This is a genomic window from Brevibacterium yomogidense, from assembly GCF_016107685.1.
Classification (GTDB): domain Bacteria; phylum Actinomycetota; class Actinomycetes; order Actinomycetales; family Brevibacteriaceae; genus Brevibacterium; species Brevibacterium yomogidense.
Genome location: NZ_JABASY010000003.1, coordinates 532,141 through 547,038, shown reverse-complemented (window position 1 = coordinate 547,038; position 14,898 = coordinate 532,141). Strand labels below are relative to the sequence as shown.

The following is a 14,898-nucleotide window of genomic DNA, read 5'->3' as shown; positions in this document are numbered from 1 at the left end:
CCTGAGGCCCTGAGGCCCTGAGGCCCTGAGGCCCTGAGGCCCTGAGGCCCTGAGGGCCGTGTCCGGTCCGAAAGAACTAGCGGCGGGCGCAGTCCGGGGCCCGGTGCCCGGGGCGCCCTCAGTCCTCCTCGTCAGCCCAGGAGGACGCGCATCTCGTCCCAGCGCTGAGCCGGTACGCGCTTGAGCTTGTCGACGGCGTCCGCCATGCGCACCCTTACGATGTCCGTTCCCTCCAGCGACGCCATCTGACCCCACACGCGTTCGACGGCCATGTCCGCGGCTGCCATGCCCAAGCGCGTGGAGAGGACCCGGTCATAGGCGGTGGGAGAGCCGCCGCGCTGCAGGTGGCCCAGGACCGTGGATCGCGTTTCGATCCCCGTCGACTCCTCGATGAGTGGTGCGAGCTCGTCGGCGATGCCACCCAGCCGGGGTCGACCGTCCCGCGCCTCGCCCTTGGTCGACACGGCCTCGTCACGGCCCTCCGGCACGAAGCCCTCCGCGACCACGACGATCGGTGCCCGTCCGCGGTCGCGGGCCGACCGCACCCACGTGAAGATCTGCTCGTAGGAGACCGGGAACTCGGGGATGAGCACGGCGTGCGCACCTGCCGCCATCCCGGAGTGCAGGGCGATCCATCCGACGTGGCGACCCATCACCTCGATGACCATGCAGCGGTGGTGCGATTCGGCAGTCGTGCGCAGCCGGTCGATCGACTCTGTCGCGATCGCGGCGGCGGTGTCGAACCCGAAGGTGTAGTCCGTGCCGTCGAGGTCGTTGTCGATCGTCTTCGGCACACCGACCACCGGTAGGCCTTCGTCGTCGGCGAGCCGTGCCGCCCCGGCGAGCGTTCCCTCACCCCCGATCGCCACGACAGCGTCGATGCCATGGGCGGTGAGGACCTCTCGCATCCGTGCGGGGCCGCCCCCGGAGTAGGGGTGGGTGCGCGACGTGCCGAGGATCGTCCCGCCACGGCCCGACAGACCGCGGACGTCGTATGTGGTGAGTGGAGTGATGTCGTCCTCCAGCAGCCCCCGCCATCCGTCCCGTACGCCGCTGAAGGCCGCACCGTGCGTGCGGATGCCGTTGCGCACCGCCCCGCGAATGACCGCGTTGAGCCCTGGTCCGTCCCCACCCGATGTCAAGATCCCGATCCTCATGGCGTCAGCCTACTGCCGCGACGTGGTCGGGGAACGGTCTGAGCGTCGGTCGAGGTCAGCGCTCGAGGTGGCCGCGCGGAGTCCAGTTCGGGTCGAGCTTCACGTCGTGGCCCGCCATGAGGCTGAATCCGGTGAGGATGAGAACACCGTTGGAGCCGTCGCCCCGAGCGTTCTTCGCGATCGAGTTGCCTGCCATGATGTTGACGGTCCTGTCGATGACCTTGACGCCCGCAGGCACGTACACTTCGTTGCCGGCCCACATCGCGTAGGACTCCAGTGTCACCTCGACCCCGGGGCCCATGACATCCGTCAGGTAGACCTCGTCGCTGCCCATGAGCGCGTAGCTGCGGACGGTGGCCGTTCCCGGGACCACGTGCACCTCCCGCCCGCTCATGATGGCGATCGACTGCTCGGGTGGCCCGCTCCCCGGGGCGACGGGAACGATCTCGCCCCGCGAGGTGTGTGCGAGGGACGTGCCGGGCCCACGTCGTGGGTGCGGTTCAGGTGAGCCGGTCGCCAGAGCGAATCGCTCTGCCAGCGAACGCCCTTCCGGCAGGTCCTCGATGAGCGCCGGCAACTCGTCGACGAATCGTGAATGCAGCGTCGCCCTCTGACGCTCATCGACCTCGTCGGGATCGAGCCGCCCGGCTCCGTGTGCCTGTGCGAGGATGTCGAGGACGGCATCCCGCTCCTCGTCGCCTGCACGCAGCCGCGGTGCCGCGGGGGAGGAGCGGTCGTCGTCAGCCGCCCCGTCGGGGTCGGGCGCATGCGAAGGCGTCATGTCGACAACACTACCGATTCACCACGGGGCAGCGTCGAGAGTGTGATCCTGCTTGCTGTTCGCCCCAGACTTTGACCGCTGGCGAAGGAGCGCGATAACCTGGAACGTGGCTGTCCTGAGGGCAGTCGCGCCCACGTGCGGCGCGCACCTGCCCGGAACCTTCTGCGGGGGATGGGGAGCCAGGTCGCGCAGCTCACTGCAGTGCATCGCCGTCGTAGACGGTTTCATAGGTGCTTGCCGGTCCGACACACCCGAGCGCGGGTGTGGAGAGGCCTTGTGGGAACTGGCATCAGGCGGGTAGCTTCACCTGTTTGCCAGAAGGACACGCTCGGGCAGTGCAGGCTCTCCGACGGAGAGCGCCCGGGATTAGGAACATCGAGAAGCATCGGAGAACAACTCAGTGCCCACAATTTCGCAACTCGTCCGCAAGGGACGACAGGACAAGGCCGCGAAGAACGCGACGCCTGCCCTCAAGGGCGGCCCGCAGCGGCGTGGGGTGTGCACCCGTGTGTACACGACCACCCCGAAGAAGCCGAACTCCGCGCTCCGCAAGGTCGCGCGCGTGAAGCTGTCGAGCCAGATCGAGGTCACGGCATACATCCCCGGTGAGGGTCACAACCTCCAGGAGCACTCGATCGTGCTCGTGCGCGGTGGTCGAGTGAAGGACCTCCCGGGCGTCCGTTACAAGATCGTCCGCGGCTCCCTCGACACCCAGGGAGTCAAGGGCCGTCAGCAGGCCCGCAGCCGCTACGGAGCGAAGAGGGAGAAGAAGTAATGCCGCGTAAGGGCCCCGCACCCAAGCGACCGGTCGTCGTCGATCCGGTCTTCAGCTCACCAGTCGTCACTCAGCTCATCAACAAGGTGCTGCTCGACGGGAAGCGCTCCACTGCAGAGCGCATCGTCTACGGCGCTCTCGAGGGAACCCGCGACAAGCTCAACGGGCAGGATCCCGTCACGACGCTCAAGAAGGCGCTCGACAACATCCGCCCGTCGCTCGAGGTCCGCTCCCGCCGCGTCGGCGGTGCGACCTACCAGGTCCCGATCGAGGTCCGCGCAAGCCGCTCGACGACGCTCGCGCTGCGCTGGCTCGTGGGCTATGCCCGCCAGCGTCGTGAGAAGACGATGACCGACCGCCTCATGAACGAGATCATGGATGCGGCGAACGGTCTCGGCGCCGCTGTGAAGCGTCGCGAGGACACGCACAAGATGGCGGAGTCCAACAAGGCGTTCGCCCACTACCGCTGGTAATAGGGACGACGCGCCCCGTTCCGGGCGTCGGATCGCGATCCGGCGCCCGGAACGGGGGGAGTCATCGATATGAGAGAGAGAAACCGTGGCACTTGACGTGCTCAGCGACCTCAGCAAGGTCCGCAACATCGGCATCATGGCCCACATCGATGCTGGCAAGACGACGACGACGGAACGCATCCTCTTCTACACCGGCGTGAACTACAAGCTCGGCGAGACGCACGACGGCGCCTCGACGATGGACTGGATGGAGCAGGAGCAGGAGCGCGGCATCACCATCACGTCGGCCGCGACGACCTGCTACTGGCAGGACAACCAGTTCAACATCATCGACACCCCCGGTCACGTCGACTTCACGGTCGAGGTCGAGCGTTCGCTGCGCGTCCTCGACGGTGCCGTCGCAGTGTTCGACGGCAAGGAGGGCGTCGAGCCCCAGTCGGAGACGGTGTGGCGCCAGGCGGACAAGTACAATGTCCCGCGCGTCTGCTTCGTCAACAAGATGGACAAGCTGGGCGCCGACTTCTACTTCACCGTCAGCACGATCAAGGATCGTCTGGGCGCGAAGCCGCTCGTCATCCAGCTGCCCATCGGCGCGGAGAACGATTTCCGCGGCGTGGTCGACCTCCTCGAGATGAAGGCCTACGAATGGCCGGATGAGGGAGCGAAGGGCCAGGACATGACGGAGATCGCCATTCCGGCTGATCTCCAGGAGCGTGCCGAGGAATACCGCGCACAGCTCGTCGAAGACGCTGCAGAGGCGAATGACGAGCTGATGGAGAAGTACCTCGAAGAGGGCGAACTGACGATCGATGAGATCAAGGCCGGTATCCGCATCCTCACGATCAGCTCGCAGGCCTACCCCGTCATGTGCGGCTCCGCCTTCAAGAACAAGGGCATCCAGCCGGTCCTCAACGCAGTGACCGACTACCTTCCCTCCCCCCTGGACGTTCCGGCGATCGAGGGTCACCCCGTCGGCAACGAGGACGAGGTCATCACGCGTGAGCCCCGCAAGGACGGACCGTTCTCCGCGCTTGCGTTCAAGGTCGCGACCCACCCGTTCTTCGGTTCGCTCACCTACGTGCGCGTCTACTCGGGCACGGTGAAGACCGGCGACCAGGTCATCAACACGACCAACGGGAAGAAGGAGCGCGTCGGGAAGCTCTTCCAGATGCACTCCAACAAGGAGAACCCCGTCGAGCATGCCTTCGCGGGGCACATCTACGCGTTCATCGGTCTCAAGGAGACCACGACCGGCGATACGCTCTGCGATACGGCGAATCCGATCGTGCTCGAGTCCATGTCGTTCCCGGAGCCCGTCATCTTCGTCTCGATCGAGCCGAAGACGAAGAGCGACCAGGAGAAGCTGGGCACGGCGATCCAGAAGCTCGTGAAGGAGGATCCCACCTTCACGGTCAACCTCAATGAGGAGACCGGGCAGACGGAGATCGGCGGCATGGGCGAGCTGCACCTCGACGTCTTCGTGGATCGCATGAAGCGCGAGTTCAAGGTCGAGGCGAACATCGGCAAGCCGCAGGTGGCGTACCGGGAGACCATCCGCCGTGCGGTGGAGAAGGTCGACTACACGCACAAGAAGCAGACCGGTGGCTCAGGCCAGTTCGCGAAGATCCAGGTCTCCATCGAGCCGATGGAGGTCGAAGGCGACAAGGTCTACGAGTTCGTCGATTCGATCACCGGTGGCCGTGTGCCCCGTGAATACATCCCGAGCGTGAGCCGGGGCATCGAAGACGCGATGCAGCTCGGTGTGCTGGCGGGCTACCCGCTCGTCGGCATCAAGGCGACGCTCATCGACGGCGCGTACCACGACGTCGACTCCTCGGAGATGGCGTTCAAGATCGCCGGCTCGATGGCGCTCAAGGAAGCGGTGCCGCGTGCGAACCCGGTGCTGCTCGAGCCGGTCATGGATGTCGAAGTCCGTACTCCCGAGGAGTACATGGGCGAAGTCATCGGTGACCTGAACTCGCGTCGCGGCCAGATCCAGTCGATGGAAGACGCTTCCGGCGTCAAGGTCGTCAAGGCTCTGGTCCCGCTGTCGGAGATGTTCGGATACATCGGCGACCTGCGTTCGAAGACGCAGGGGCGTGCCGTGTACACGATGCTGTTCCACAGCTACGGCGAAGTGCCGAAGAACGTCGCGGAAGAGATCATCCAGAAGGTCCGCGGCGGGGAGTGATCCTCTCCCACCCGTGACATTGTGCTGGAGCCCCAGGGCTGACAGCATAGTGTCGACTCACAACCCACAAACCGGTTCTAGGATATGAACCGCATATCCTGCACCAAACACCAGGAGGAACCCAGTGGCAAAGGCCTCTTTCGACAGGACGAAGCCCCACGTCAACATCGGCACCATCGGTCACGTCGACCATGGCAAGACGACGCTCACCGCGGCGATCACGAAGGTGCTGGCTGACAAGTACCCGGAGCTCAACGAAGCACGGGCATTCGATCAGGTGGACAACGCACCTGAAGAGAAGCAGCGCGGCATCACCATCAACGTCTCGCACGTTGAGTACCAGACGGACGTCCGCCACTACGCGCACGTCGATGCGCCTGGTCACGCCGACTACATCAAGAACATGATCACCGGTGCGGCGCAGATGGACGGCGCGATCCTCGTCGTCGCAGCGACGGACGGCCCGATGCCCCAGACGCGTGAGCACGTGCTGCTCGCCCGCCAGGTCGGCGTGCCGTACATCGTCGTCGCACTCAACAAGTCGGACATGGTGGACGACGAGGAGCTCCTCGAGCTCGTCGAGTTCGAGGTCCGCGACCTCCTGTCCTCGCAGGACTTCGACGGCGACAACGCTCCCGTCGTGCAGGTCTCCGCTCTCAAGGCCCTCGAGGGCGACGAGAAGTGGGTCAAGTCCGTCGAGGACCTGATGGAAGCCGTCGACGCGAACGTTCCGGAGCCGGAGCGTGAGATCGACAAGCCGTTCCTCATGCCCGTCGAGGACGTCTTCACGATCACCGGTCGCGGCACCGTCGTCACCGGTCGTGTCGAGCGCGGCGTGCTCCTCCCCAACGAGGACATCGAGATCGTCGGCATCAAGGAGCACTCCTCCAAGACCACGGTCACCGCGATCGAGATGTTCCGCAAGACCCTCCCGGACGCTCGCGCGGGAGAGAACGTCGGACTCCTGCTCCGCGGCACGAAGCGCGAGGACGTCGAGCGCGGCCAGGTCATCGTGAAGCCGGGTTCGATCACCCCGCACAAGAACTTCGAGGGACAGGTCTACATCCTCTCGAAGGACGAGGGCGGCCGTCACAACCCGTTCTACTCGAACTACCGCCCGCAGTTCTACTTCCGTACGACGGACGTCACCGGTGTCATCACGCTGCCCGAGGGCACCGAGATGGTCATGCCCGGCGACAACACCGACATGACGGTCGAGCTCATCCAGCCGATCGCCATGGAGGAAGGCCTCCGCTTCGCGATCCGCGAGGGCGGCCGTACGGTCGGCGCCGGCCGTGTCGTGAAGATCACCAGCTGATCTGATACCTCACGCCGCAGGGCTGTGACCTGCGAATCTACAGCGGAAGGGCCCCGGGGATCTCCCCGGGGCCCTTCTGTGTCGCAGTCGTCACTACCGTGGACTGCTCCTGGATTTGCGGCGACACGCCCGGCATGCCAAGATAGTGGGGTTGTGTACCGGGACCACCGACCCCTGCACCGCGGCCTCACAGCCGCAAACGGTCCCGGTCGATTCGGCCAGTGAATCTGCGATTGCGCGGGTTCGAGCCGAGCAGCCATTGCACGAGTGTCGCACTCCGCCCGAAGGGCGAGGACGACACGCCCGACCTCGGGGGTCGGTCACGTCAAGCCGGCACAGATGCCCTTCCGCAGGGAGGGCGTTGATGGCCGGGGAATTCGAAAGGAAGAGACTTTCGCCATGGCGGGACAGAAGATCCGCATCCGGCTCAAGTCGTACGACCACGCTGTCATCGACAGTGCTGCTCGCAAGATCGTCGACACGGTCACGCGCGCAGGTGCAACGGTCGTCGGCCCGGTGCCGCTGCCCACGGAGAAGAACGTCTACTGCGTCATCCGTTCGCCGCACAAGTACAAGGACAGCCGCGAGCACTTCGAGATGCGCACTCACAAGCGCCTCATCGACATCGTGGACCCGACGCCGAAGGCCGTCGATTCGCTCATGCGTCTCGACCTGGCCGACGACGTCAACATCGAGATCAAGCTCTGAGGGGGAGGACATGGCCAACACACGTTCCACAGCACTCCCCACCACTCGCGCCGTCAAGGGCATCATGGGCACCAAGCTCGGCATGACCCAGGTGTGGGACGAGAACAACACGTTCGTCCCCGTCACCGTCGTGCAGGCGTCGCCGAACGTCATCACCCAGGTGCGCAGCGAAGACGTCGACGGCTACACCGCCGTACAGATCGGCTTCGGCGAGATCGATCCGCGCAAGGTCAACAAGCCTGATGCGGGTCATTTCGAGAAGGCCGGGGTCGCCCCCCGTCGTCACCTCGTCGAACTCCGCACCGCTGACGCGAGCGACTACGAGCTCGGCCAGGAGATCACCGCCGAGGTGTTCGAGGCCGGGACGAAGATCGACGTCACCGCGACCACCAAGGGCAAGGGAACCGCTGGTGTCATGAAGCGGCACAACTTCGGTGGCGCTGGCGCTTCGCACGGCGAGCACCGCAACCACCGCAAGCCGGGCTCGATCGGTGGCGCAGCCACCCCGGGACGCGTCTTCAAGGGTATGAAGATGGCCGGCCGCATGGGTGCTGTCAAGCACACCACGCAGAACCTCACTGTCCACTCCGTTGACGCCGAGGCCGGTCTGCTGCTCATCAAGGGCGCAGTCCCCGGTCCGAAGGGCGGAGTCGTTCTCGTCCGCTCCGCCGCGAAGGAGGCATAAGAGATGACTGATACGTTGACCATCGACGTCATCGACGCGGAGGGCGCGAAGGCCGGCACCGCCGAACTCCCGGGTTCGGTGTTCGCTGTCCCGACGAACGTTCCGCTCATCCACCAGGTCGTCATCGCCCAGCTTGCCGCTGCACGTCAGGGCACCCACAAGACGAAGACCCGTTCCGAGGTCCGTGGCGGCGGGCGCAAGCCGTACCGCCAGAAGGGCACCGGCAACGCTCGTCAGGGTTCGATCCGCGCTCCGCAGTACGCGGGCGGCGGCATCGTTCACGGCCCGGTACCGCGGGACTACTCGCAGCGCACCCCGAAGAAGATGAAGGCCGCAGCTCTGCGCGGCGCTCTCTCGGACCGCGCGCGGCTCGACCGTGTCCACGTCGTCACCGCTCTGGTGACGGGCGAGGCGCCGTCGACCAAGGCCGCACGCGTGGCGCTCGAGAAGATCTCGGACCGCAAGAACAAGCTCGTCGTCGTCGAACGCGGCGACGATCTCACCTACCTGAGCGTGCGCAACCTGCCCCGCGTCCACGTCCTCCCGGTCGATCAGCTCAACACGTACGACGTGCTGATGTCCGACGATGTGGTGTTCACGCAGGCTGCGCTCGACGCCTTCCTCGCACGCACGACCGGCACGGTCGCAGCGGCGAGCACTGAGGAGGACGCACAGTGAGCTCCGTGACCATCAAGGATCCGCGCGACATCATCATCGCGCCGGTCGTGTCCGAGAAGACATACGCGCTCATGGACGAGGGGAAGTACACCTTCCTCGTCGACCCGCGCTCGAACAAGTCGGAGATCAAGTACGCCATCGAATCGATCTTCGGTGTGAAGGTCGCGAAGGTGAACACGCTCAACCGACAGGGCAAGGTCCGCCGGACGCGGTTCGGCATGGGCAAGCGCAACGACACGAAGCGTGCGATCGTCAGCCTCAAGGACGGCGACATCGACATCTTCGGCGGCGCGCTCTGAGCGCCGGCTGACAGACAAGGATTAGAAGACAATGGGAATCCGTAAGTACAAGCCGACGACGCCGGGCCGCCGTGGCAGCTCCGTCGCCGACTTCGTCGAAGTGACCCGGTCCACGCCGGAGAAGTCGCTTCTCCGTCCCCTCCCGAAAAAAGGTGGACGCAACAGCAACGGCCGTGTGACCACCCGCCACCAGGGTGGGGGGCACAAGCGCCAGTACCGCGTCGTCGACTTCCGTCGTTACGACAAGGACGGCGTCGAGGCTCGTGTCGCGCACATCGAGTACGACCCGAACCGGACGGCTCGCATCGCGCTGCTGCACTACGTGGACGGCGCGAAGCGCTACATCCTGGCACCCACCAAGCTGAAGCAGGGAGACGTCGTCGAGGCTGGTCCGGATGCGGACATCAAGCCCGGCAACAGCCTGCAGCTGCGCAACGTCCCGGTCGGCACCGTGGTGCACGCCGTGGAGATGCGTCCGGGTGGCGGGGCCAAGATCGCTCGCTCAGCCGGTTCGTCGGTGCAGCTCGTCGCCAAGGAAGGACCGTATGCGCAGCTGCGCATGCCGTCCGGTGAGATCCGCAACGTCGACGCGCGCTGCCGCGCTACCGTGGGCGAAGTGGGCAACGCTGAGCAGGCGAACATCAGCTGGGGCAAGGCCGGCCGCATGCGGTGGAAGGGCAAGCGCCCGTCCGTCCGCGGTGTCGTCATGAACCCGGTCGATCACCCGCACGGCGGTGGCGAGGGCAAGACGTCGGGTGGACGCCACCCGGTCAGCCCGTGGGGCCAGCTTGAAGGCCGGACCCGTCGCCCGAACAAGGAAAGCGACAAGTACATTGTGCGCCGCCGTCGTACCGGCAAGAAGCGCTGATAGGGAGCCTCACACATGCCTCGCAGTCTGAAAAAGGGCCCCTTCGTCGACGAGCACCTCTTCAAGAAGGTTGCTGCTCAGAACGAAAAGGGCACCAAGAATCTCATCAAGACCTGGTCCCGCCGCTCGATGATCATCCCGGATTTCCTGGGACACACGATCGCCGTGCACGACGGTCGCAAGCACGTTCCGGTGTTCATCACCGAAGCCATGGTCGGGCACAAGCTCGGCGAGTTCGCACCGACGCGGATGTTCCGCGGCCACGACAAGGACGACCGGAAGGGCCGTCGCCGCTGAGGCGGCACGCCCACGGTCTCTGAGACTGAAGGAAGAAGGAAACGATGGAAGCCAAGGCGAAGGTGCGCTACCTGCGCGTCACGCCCCAGAAGGCTCGCCGCGTCGTCGACCTCATTCGTGGTCAGCAGGCGACGGAAGCCCTCGCGGTGCTCAAGTTCGCTGAGCAGTCCGCGTCTGATCCGGTGTACAAGCTGGTCGCGTCGGGCATTGCGAATGCGCGCCAGACGGCTGACAAGCTGGGCGAGTCGTTCGAAGAGGACGAGCTCGTCATCACCCAGGCGTTCGTGGACGAAGGACCGACCATGCGTCGGTTCCGTCCCCGCGCGCAGGGTCGTGCAGGCCGGATCGACAAGCGCACGAGCCACATCACCGTGGTTCTCGCGTCCGGCGACGACATCCCGGCTGACCGGAAGGGGAACCGCTGATGGGTCAGAAGATCAATCCCAACGGATTCCGACTCGGAATCACCACGGACCACCGCTCGAAGTGGTTCGCGGACTCGACGAAGGCCGGTCAGCGCTACGCCGACTACCTCGGCGAGGACATCAAGATCCGGAAGCTGCTGAGCACCGGACTCGAGCGCGCGGGCATCTCCCGCGTGAATATCGAGCGCACGCGTGACCGCGTCCGTGTGGACATCCGCACGGCACGTCCGGGCATCGTGATCGGTCGTCGGGGCGCAGAAGCGGATCGTATCCGCGGTGACCTCGAGAAGCTCACGGGCAAGCAGATCCAGCTGAACATCCTCGAGGTCAAGAACCCCGAGGTCGACGCTCAGCTGGTCGCGCAGGGCGTTGCTGAACAGCTCGCCAGCCGTGTGGCGTTCCGCCGTGCGATGCGCAAGGCGATCCAGACCGCGCAGCGTGCGGGTGCCAAGGGCATCCGCGTGCAGTGCGGCGGCCGCCTGGGCGGCGCTGAGATGAGCCGTTCCGAGTTCTACCGCGAGGGACGCGTGCCGCTGCACACCCTCCGCGCGAACATCGACTACGGCTTCTTCGAGGCGCACACGACCTTCGGCCGGATCGGCGTGAAGGTGTGGATCTACAAGGGAGACCTCACGGACAAGGAGCTCGCGGCGCAGGAAGCCGCGCAGCCGTCCGGCCGTGGCCCTCGGGGCGGCGCACCTGCAGGACGGGGCGGACGCCAGCGCGGCGGACGCGGCCGTGGTCGCAGTGCGGACGCCCAGCAGAAGAAGACAGAGAACACTGCTGAGGCCGCCCCGGCGGCCGAGGCCGGATCGGAGGGCTGACAGATGCTCATCCCACGCCGTGTCAGGTACCGCAAGCAGCACCACCCGGGCCGCCGCGGAATGTCGAAGGGCGGCAACGCCGTCACGTTCGGTGACTGGGGCATCCAGGCCATCGAACCGGCATACGTGACGAACCGCCAGATCGAGGCTGCGCGTATCGCGATGACCCGTCACATCAAGCGCGGAGGGAAGGTGTGGATCAACATCTACCCGGACCGCCCGCTGACGAAGAAGCCTGCCGAAACCCGCATGGGTTCCGGTAAGGGCTCGCCCGAATGGTGGGTCGCGAACGTGAAGCCCGGTCGAGTGATGTTCGAGCTCGCCGGTGTGTCCGAGGAAGTCGCTCGCGAGGCTCTGCGCCTGGCGATCCACAAGCTTCCGCTCAAGGCCCGCATCGTGCGGCGCGAAGGTGGTGAATGAGAATGGCTATTGGTTCCAAGGATCTCTCCATGGACGCGCTCGATGGTTTCGACAACGAGCGTCTTGCCGAGGAGCTGAAGAAGGCCAAGGCGGAACTCTTCAACCTCCGCTTCCAGACGGCCACCGGCCAGCTGGAGAGCCATGGTCGGCTCAAGGCCGTCCGCCGCGACATCGCACGGATCTACACGGTGCTCAACGAGCGCAAGCTTGCAATCCGGACCGGTCCGTCCGCAGCGAAGGAAGAGGATAACTGATGTCCGAGCAGACACAGACCGCAGTCGAGCGCAACGCGCGCAAGACCGCTCGCGGATACGTCGTCTCCGACAAGATGGACAAGACCATCGTCGTCGAGGTCGAGGACCGCAAGAAGCACCGCCTGTACGGCAAGGTGCTGCGCACGACCAGCAAGATCAAGGTTCATGATGAGGAGAACACCGCAGGTATCGGTGACCTCGTCGTTGTGGCCGAAACCCGTCCGATGTCGGCGTCGAAGCGCTGGCGGCTCGTGGAGATCGCAGAGCGCGCCAAGTGACGTCGCCGTCACCCCCGTCCCTCCCGGTCCCGCCTCTTCCGCGGCGGCTACCGGGAATCGGGGGTGAACGGACGGTTGCCCCATATCCGTTCCGCCAGGCTCACTTCTCAGTGAGAACCGGCGAGACGACAGGAGAGAACAAGTGATTCAGCAGGAGTCGCGACTCAAGGTCGCCGACAACACGGGTGCGAAGGAAATCCTCGCCATCCGTGTGCTCGGCGGTTCCGGCCGGCGCTATGCCGGTATCGGCGACACGATCGTCGCCTCCGTCAAGGATGCAATCCCTGGCGGAAACGTCAAGAAGGGCGACATCGTGAAAGCGGTCATCGTCCGTACCATCAAGGAGCGTCGTCGTCCGGATGGCTCATACATCCGCTTCGATGAGAACGCTGCCGTCATCCTCAAGACCGACGGTGAACCGCGCGGCACGCGCATCTTCGGTCCTGTGGGCCGTGAACTGCGTGACAAGAAGTTCATGAAGATCGTGTCGCTGGCTCCGGAGGTGCTCTGACCATGGCGAAGCTCAAGATCAAGAAGGGTGACCTCGTGCAGGTCATCGCTGGTGCACGCCAGGAGCGCGGCGGCGACCGCGGCAAGCAGGGGAAGGTCCTCGAGGTCTACCCCGATCGCAACCGTGTGCTCGTCGAAGGCGTCAATCGCGTCTCGAAGCACCGGAAGCCGTCGCAGACCGCATCCGGCGTCACCGCTGGTGGTATCGAGATCCACGAAGCACCCGTCCACGTCTCGAACGTGATGCTGGTTGATCCGAAGGACAACAAGCCGACGCGTGTGGGCTACCGCGAGGAGACCGTCGAACGCGACGGACGTTCCCGCACTGTCCGTGTGCGCGTCTCGCGCCGCACCGGGGAGGACATCTGATGACTGAGACAACTCACGCCCGCCCGGCACCGCGCCTCAAGCAGGTCTACCGGGACGAGATCGTCAGCAAGCTGCAGGAGGAGTTCGCGTACGCGAATCCCATGCAGGTTCCGGGTCTCGTCAAGGTCGTCGTGAACATGGGCGTCGGAGACGCCGCCCGCGATTCGAAGCTGATCGAGGGTGCGATCCAGGATCTCACTCTGATCACGGGTCAGAAGCCCATCGTCACCCGTGCCCGGAAGTCCATCGCGCAGTTCAAGCTGCGTGAGGGTCAGCCGATCGGCGCGCATGTGACGATGCGCGGTGCCCGGATGTGGGAGTTCGTCGACCGCGTCGTGTCGCTCGCACTGCCCCGTATCCGTGACTTCCGCGGGCTGTCGGATCGTCAGTTCGACGGCCACGGCAACTACACGTTCGGGCTCACGGAGCAGTCGATGTTCCACGAGATCGATCAGGACAAGATCGACCGTGTCCGCGGTATGGACATCACGATCGTGACCACTGCCAAGACGGACGATGAGGGGCGTGCACTTCTGCGTCACCTCGGCTTCCCGTTCAAGAAAAACTGAACCTCTACGTCGCAGGTCCCACGCTCCGGCGGGGAAACCGTGACGAGGAAGGGCACGAGCCCACATGACTATGACCGATCCTGTCGCAGACATGCTTACGCGTCTGCGCAACGCGAACTCGGCGTACCACGAGGACGTGAGCATGCCTTACAGCAAGCTCAAGTCCAGCATCGCCGTGATCCTCAAGAGCGAGGGCTACATCGCCGACTGGCGCGTCGCAGACGCCGAAGTGGGGAAGAAGCTCGAACTCGACCTGAAGTTCGGACCCAACCGTGAGCGTTCGATCGCCGGCATCCGCCGTGTGTCGAAGCCGGGTCTGCGCGTGTACGCCAAGTCGAACAGCCTCCCCAGGGTGCTCGGCGGCCTCGGCATCGCGATCATCTCGACCTCGTCGGGACTGCTCACGGACAAGCAAGCAGCCAAGCAGGGCGTGGGCGGCGAAGTCCTCGCGTACGTCTGGTAACGGGAAGGAGGAGACTCGTATGTCACGCATTGGCAAGAAACCCATCTCCGTTCCCTCCGGCGTCGACGTCAGCGTCGATGGCCAGGATGTACGCGTGAAGGGCCCCAAGGGTGAGCTGTCGCTCGTCATCCCGGCCCCGATCTCTGCGTCCATCGAGGACGGCACTCTCACCGTGGTCCGGCCGGACGAGGAGCGCGAATCGCGCTCCCTCCACGGTCTGACGCGGACCCTCATCGAGAACCTCATCGTCGGTGTCTCGGAGGGCTATTCGAAATCGCTCGAGATCGTCGGCACGGGCTACCGCGTGCAGGCCAAGGGATCGAACCTCGAGTTCGCCCTGGGCTTCAGCCACTCGATCACTGTGGAGCCCCCGGAAGGGATCACCTTCGCAGTCGAGGGCCAGAACAAGGTGACTGTGTCCGGCATCGACAAGCAGCAGGTCGGAGAAGTCGCCGCTAACATCCGGAAGCTCCGGAAGCCTGAGCCCTACAAGGGCAAGGGTGTCCGCTACGCCGGCGAGAACGTCCGTCGCAAGGTCGGAAAGGCTGGTAAGTGA

At 65.1% G+C, this 14,898-nt stretch carries 22 protein-coding genes; 20 read left to right on the top strand and 2 right to left on the bottom strand.

The window, feature by feature from the left end; translation table 11 throughout:
- Positions 1–131: 131 nt before the first annotated feature.
- The gene (locus JFC09_RS10920) at positions 132–1,157 is read right to left on the bottom strand and encodes a 6-phosphofructokinase (protein ID WP_198394026.1); all 1,026 of its coding nucleotides are present in this window, start codon (positions 1,155–1,157) and stop codon (positions 132–134) included.
- Between the two features lie 55 nt (positions 1,158–1,212).
- Complete coding sequence (locus JFC09_RS10915; RefSeq protein ID WP_198394025.1) at positions 1,213–1,938, bottom strand: DUF1707 SHOCT-like domain-containing protein; 726 nt, start codon at positions 1,936–1,938, stop codon at positions 1,213–1,215.
- Positions 1,939–2,338: 400 nt separating this feature from the next.
- Between JFC09_RS10915 and rpsL the strand changes: the two genes are divergently transcribed.
- The 20 genes from rpsL to rplF all read left to right on the top strand — a co-directional run bounded on the left by rpsL (position 2,339) and on the right by rplF (position 14,898).
- Positions 2,339–2,713: a 30S ribosomal protein S12 gene (gene rpsL / locus JFC09_RS10910; RefSeq protein WP_198394024.1), complete on the top strand. Its 375-nt coding sequence runs from the start codon at positions 2,339–2,341 to the stop codon at positions 2,711–2,713.
- On the top strand, positions 2,713–3,186 hold the full coding sequence (gene rpsG, locus JFC09_RS10905; protein WP_198394023.1) for a 30S ribosomal protein S7: 474 nt from the start codon (positions 2,713–2,715) through the stop codon (positions 3,184–3,186). Before rpsL ends, rpsG begins: the two co-directional genes overlap by 1 nt.
- 85 nt (positions 3,187–3,271) lie before the next feature.
- Complete coding sequence (gene fusA, locus JFC09_RS10900) at positions 3,272–5,377, top strand: elongation factor G (protein WP_198394022.1); 2,106 nt, start codon at positions 3,272–3,274, stop codon at positions 5,375–5,377.
- A gap of 124 nt (positions 5,378–5,501) precedes the next feature.
- A complete protein-coding gene (tuf, locus tag JFC09_RS10895; RefSeq protein WP_198394021.1) occupies positions 5,502–6,695 on the top strand; it encodes an elongation factor Tu in 1,194 nt (397 codons plus the stop codon).
- A gap of 399 nt (positions 6,696–7,094) precedes the next feature.
- A complete protein-coding gene (gene rpsJ / locus JFC09_RS10890; protein WP_009379191.1) occupies positions 7,095–7,403 on the top strand; it encodes a 30S ribosomal protein S10 in 309 nt (102 codons plus the stop codon).
- 10 nt (positions 7,404–7,413) lie between these two features.
- On the top strand, positions 7,414–8,088 hold the full coding sequence (gene rplC / locus JFC09_RS10885; protein ID WP_198394020.1) for a 50S ribosomal protein L3: 675 nt from the start codon (positions 7,414–7,416) through the stop codon (positions 8,086–8,088).
- A 3-nt stretch (positions 8,089–8,091) separates the two neighbouring features.
- The gene (rplD, locus tag JFC09_RS10880) at positions 8,092–8,766 is read left to right on the top strand and encodes a 50S ribosomal protein L4 (protein WP_198394019.1); all 675 of its coding nucleotides are present in this window, start codon (positions 8,092–8,094) and stop codon (positions 8,764–8,766) included.
- Positions 8,763–9,065 (top strand): 50S ribosomal protein L23, encoded by a 303-nt coding sequence (gene rplW / locus JFC09_RS10875; RefSeq protein ID WP_198394018.1) that lies wholly within the window; start codon positions 8,763–8,765, stop codon positions 9,063–9,065. The genes rplD and rplW overlap by 4 nt, the downstream gene beginning before the upstream one ends.
- Before the next feature lie 31 nt (positions 9,066–9,096).
- On the top strand, positions 9,097–9,933 hold the full coding sequence (rplB, locus tag JFC09_RS10870) for a 50S ribosomal protein L2 (RefSeq protein ID WP_198394017.1): 837 nt from the start codon (positions 9,097–9,099) through the stop codon (positions 9,931–9,933).
- A 15-nt stretch (positions 9,934–9,948) separates the two neighbouring features.
- Complete coding sequence (gene rpsS, locus JFC09_RS10865; protein WP_198394016.1) at positions 9,949–10,230, top strand: 30S ribosomal protein S19; 282 nt, start codon at positions 9,949–9,951, stop codon at positions 10,228–10,230.
- A gap of 44 nt (positions 10,231–10,274) precedes the next feature.
- Positions 10,275–10,655 carry a 50S ribosomal protein L22 gene (rplV, locus tag JFC09_RS10860; RefSeq protein ID WP_198394015.1) on the top strand — a complete coding sequence of 127 codons (381 nt, stop codon included), beginning with the start codon at positions 10,275–10,277 and terminating at the stop codon, positions 10,653–10,655.
- Positions 10,655–11,479, top strand: a complete 825-nt coding sequence (gene rpsC / locus JFC09_RS10855) for a 30S ribosomal protein S3 (protein ID WP_198394014.1) — start codon at positions 10,655–10,657, stop codon at positions 11,477–11,479. Before rplV ends, rpsC begins: the two co-directional genes overlap by 1 nt.
- 3 nt (positions 11,480–11,482) lie before the next feature.
- Positions 11,483–11,899, top strand: coding sequence for a 50S ribosomal protein L16 (rplP, locus tag JFC09_RS10850; RefSeq protein WP_198394013.1), 417 nt, complete (start codon positions 11,483–11,485; stop codon positions 11,897–11,899).
- 2 nt (positions 11,900–11,901) lie between these two features.
- A complete protein-coding gene (gene rpmC, locus JFC09_RS10845) occupies positions 11,902–12,153 on the top strand; it encodes a 50S ribosomal protein L29 (protein WP_269770497.1) in 252 nt (83 codons plus the stop codon).
- Positions 12,153–12,431, top strand: coding sequence for a 30S ribosomal protein S17 (rpsQ, locus tag JFC09_RS10840; protein ID WP_198394011.1), 279 nt, complete (start codon positions 12,153–12,155; stop codon positions 12,429–12,431). The genes rpmC and rpsQ overlap by 1 nt, the downstream gene beginning before the upstream one ends.
- Before the next feature lie 142 nt (positions 12,432–12,573).
- Positions 12,574–12,942 carry a 50S ribosomal protein L14 gene (rplN, locus tag JFC09_RS10835; protein ID WP_198394010.1) on the top strand — a complete coding sequence of 123 codons (369 nt, stop codon included), beginning with the start codon at positions 12,574–12,576 and terminating at the stop codon, positions 12,940–12,942.
- A 2-nt stretch (positions 12,943–12,944) separates the two neighbouring features.
- Positions 12,945–13,310: a 50S ribosomal protein L24 gene (gene rplX / locus JFC09_RS10830; RefSeq protein WP_198394009.1), complete on the top strand. Its 366-nt coding sequence runs from the start codon at positions 12,945–12,947 to the stop codon at positions 13,308–13,310.
- A complete protein-coding gene (gene rplE, locus JFC09_RS10825) occupies positions 13,310–13,879 on the top strand; it encodes a 50S ribosomal protein L5 (protein WP_198394008.1) in 570 nt (189 codons plus the stop codon). Before rplX ends, rplE begins: the two co-directional genes overlap by 1 nt.
- A gap of 64 nt (positions 13,880–13,943) precedes the next feature.
- Positions 13,944–14,342: a 30S ribosomal protein S8 gene (gene rpsH / locus JFC09_RS10820; RefSeq protein WP_198394007.1), complete on the top strand. Its 399-nt coding sequence runs from the start codon at positions 13,944–13,946 to the stop codon at positions 14,340–14,342.
- Between the two features lie 19 nt (positions 14,343–14,361).
- Positions 14,362–14,898, top strand: a complete 537-nt coding sequence (gene rplF / locus JFC09_RS10815; protein WP_198394006.1) for a 50S ribosomal protein L6 — start codon at positions 14,362–14,364, stop codon at positions 14,896–14,898.

Bases quoted from the DNA above. Each gene is read 5' to 3' on its own strand.
- rpsS (WP_198394016.1), top strand. From the start codon at position 9,949: ATGCCTCGCAGTCTGAAAAAGGGCCCCTTCGTCGACGAGCACCTCTTC.
- rplP (WP_198394013.1), top strand. From the start codon at position 11,483: ATGCTCATCCCACGCCGTGTCAGGTACCGCAAGCAGCACCACCCGGGC.
- rpsH (WP_198394007.1), top strand. From the start codon at position 13,944: ATGACTATGACCGATCCTGTCGCAGACATGCTTACGCGTCTGCGCAAC.
- rpsC (WP_198394014.1), top strand. From the start codon at position 10,655: ATGGGTCAGAAGATCAATCCCAACGGATTCCGACTCGGAATCACCACG.
- rplE (WP_198394008.1), top strand. From the start codon at position 13,310: ATGACTGAGACAACTCACGCCCGCCCGGCACCGCGCCTCAAGCAGGTC.
- rplF (WP_198394006.1), top strand. From the start codon at position 14,362: ATGTCACGCATTGGCAAGAAACCCATCTCCGTTCCCTCCGGCGTCGAC.
- rpsQ (WP_198394011.1), top strand. From the start codon at position 12,153: ATGTCCGAGCAGACACAGACCGCAGTCGAGCGCAACGCGCGCAAGACC.
- rplB (WP_198394017.1), top strand. From the start codon at position 9,097: ATGGGAATCCGTAAGTACAAGCCGACGACGCCGGGCCGCCGTGGCAGC.
- rplD (WP_198394019.1), top strand. From the start codon at position 8,092: ATGACTGATACGTTGACCATCGACGTCATCGACGCGGAGGGCGCGAAG.
- rpsG (WP_198394023.1), top strand. From the start codon at position 2,713: ATGCCGCGTAAGGGCCCCGCACCCAAGCGACCGGTCGTCGTCGATCCG.
- rpmC (WP_269770497.1), top strand. From the start codon at position 11,902: ATGGCTATTGGTTCCAAGGATCTCTCCATGGACGCGCTCGATGGTTTC.
- rplV (WP_198394015.1), top strand. From the start codon at position 10,275: ATGGAAGCCAAGGCGAAGGTGCGCTACCTGCGCGTCACGCCCCAGAAG.
- rpsJ (WP_009379191.1), top strand. From the start codon at position 7,095: ATGGCGGGACAGAAGATCCGCATCCGGCTCAAGTCGTACGACCACGCT.
- rplC (WP_198394020.1), top strand. From the start codon at position 7,414: ATGGCCAACACACGTTCCACAGCACTCCCCACCACTCGCGCCGTCAAG.
- rplX (WP_198394009.1), top strand. From the start codon at position 12,945: ATGGCGAAGCTCAAGATCAAGAAGGGTGACCTCGTGCAGGTCATCGCT.
- JFC09_RS10915 (WP_198394025.1), bottom strand. From the start codon at position 1,938: ATGACGCCTTCGCATGCGCCCGACCCCGACGGGGCGGCTGACGACGAC.
- JFC09_RS10920 (WP_198394026.1), bottom strand. From the start codon at position 1,157: ATGAGGATCGGGATCTTGACATCGGGTGGGGACGGACCAGGGCTCAAC.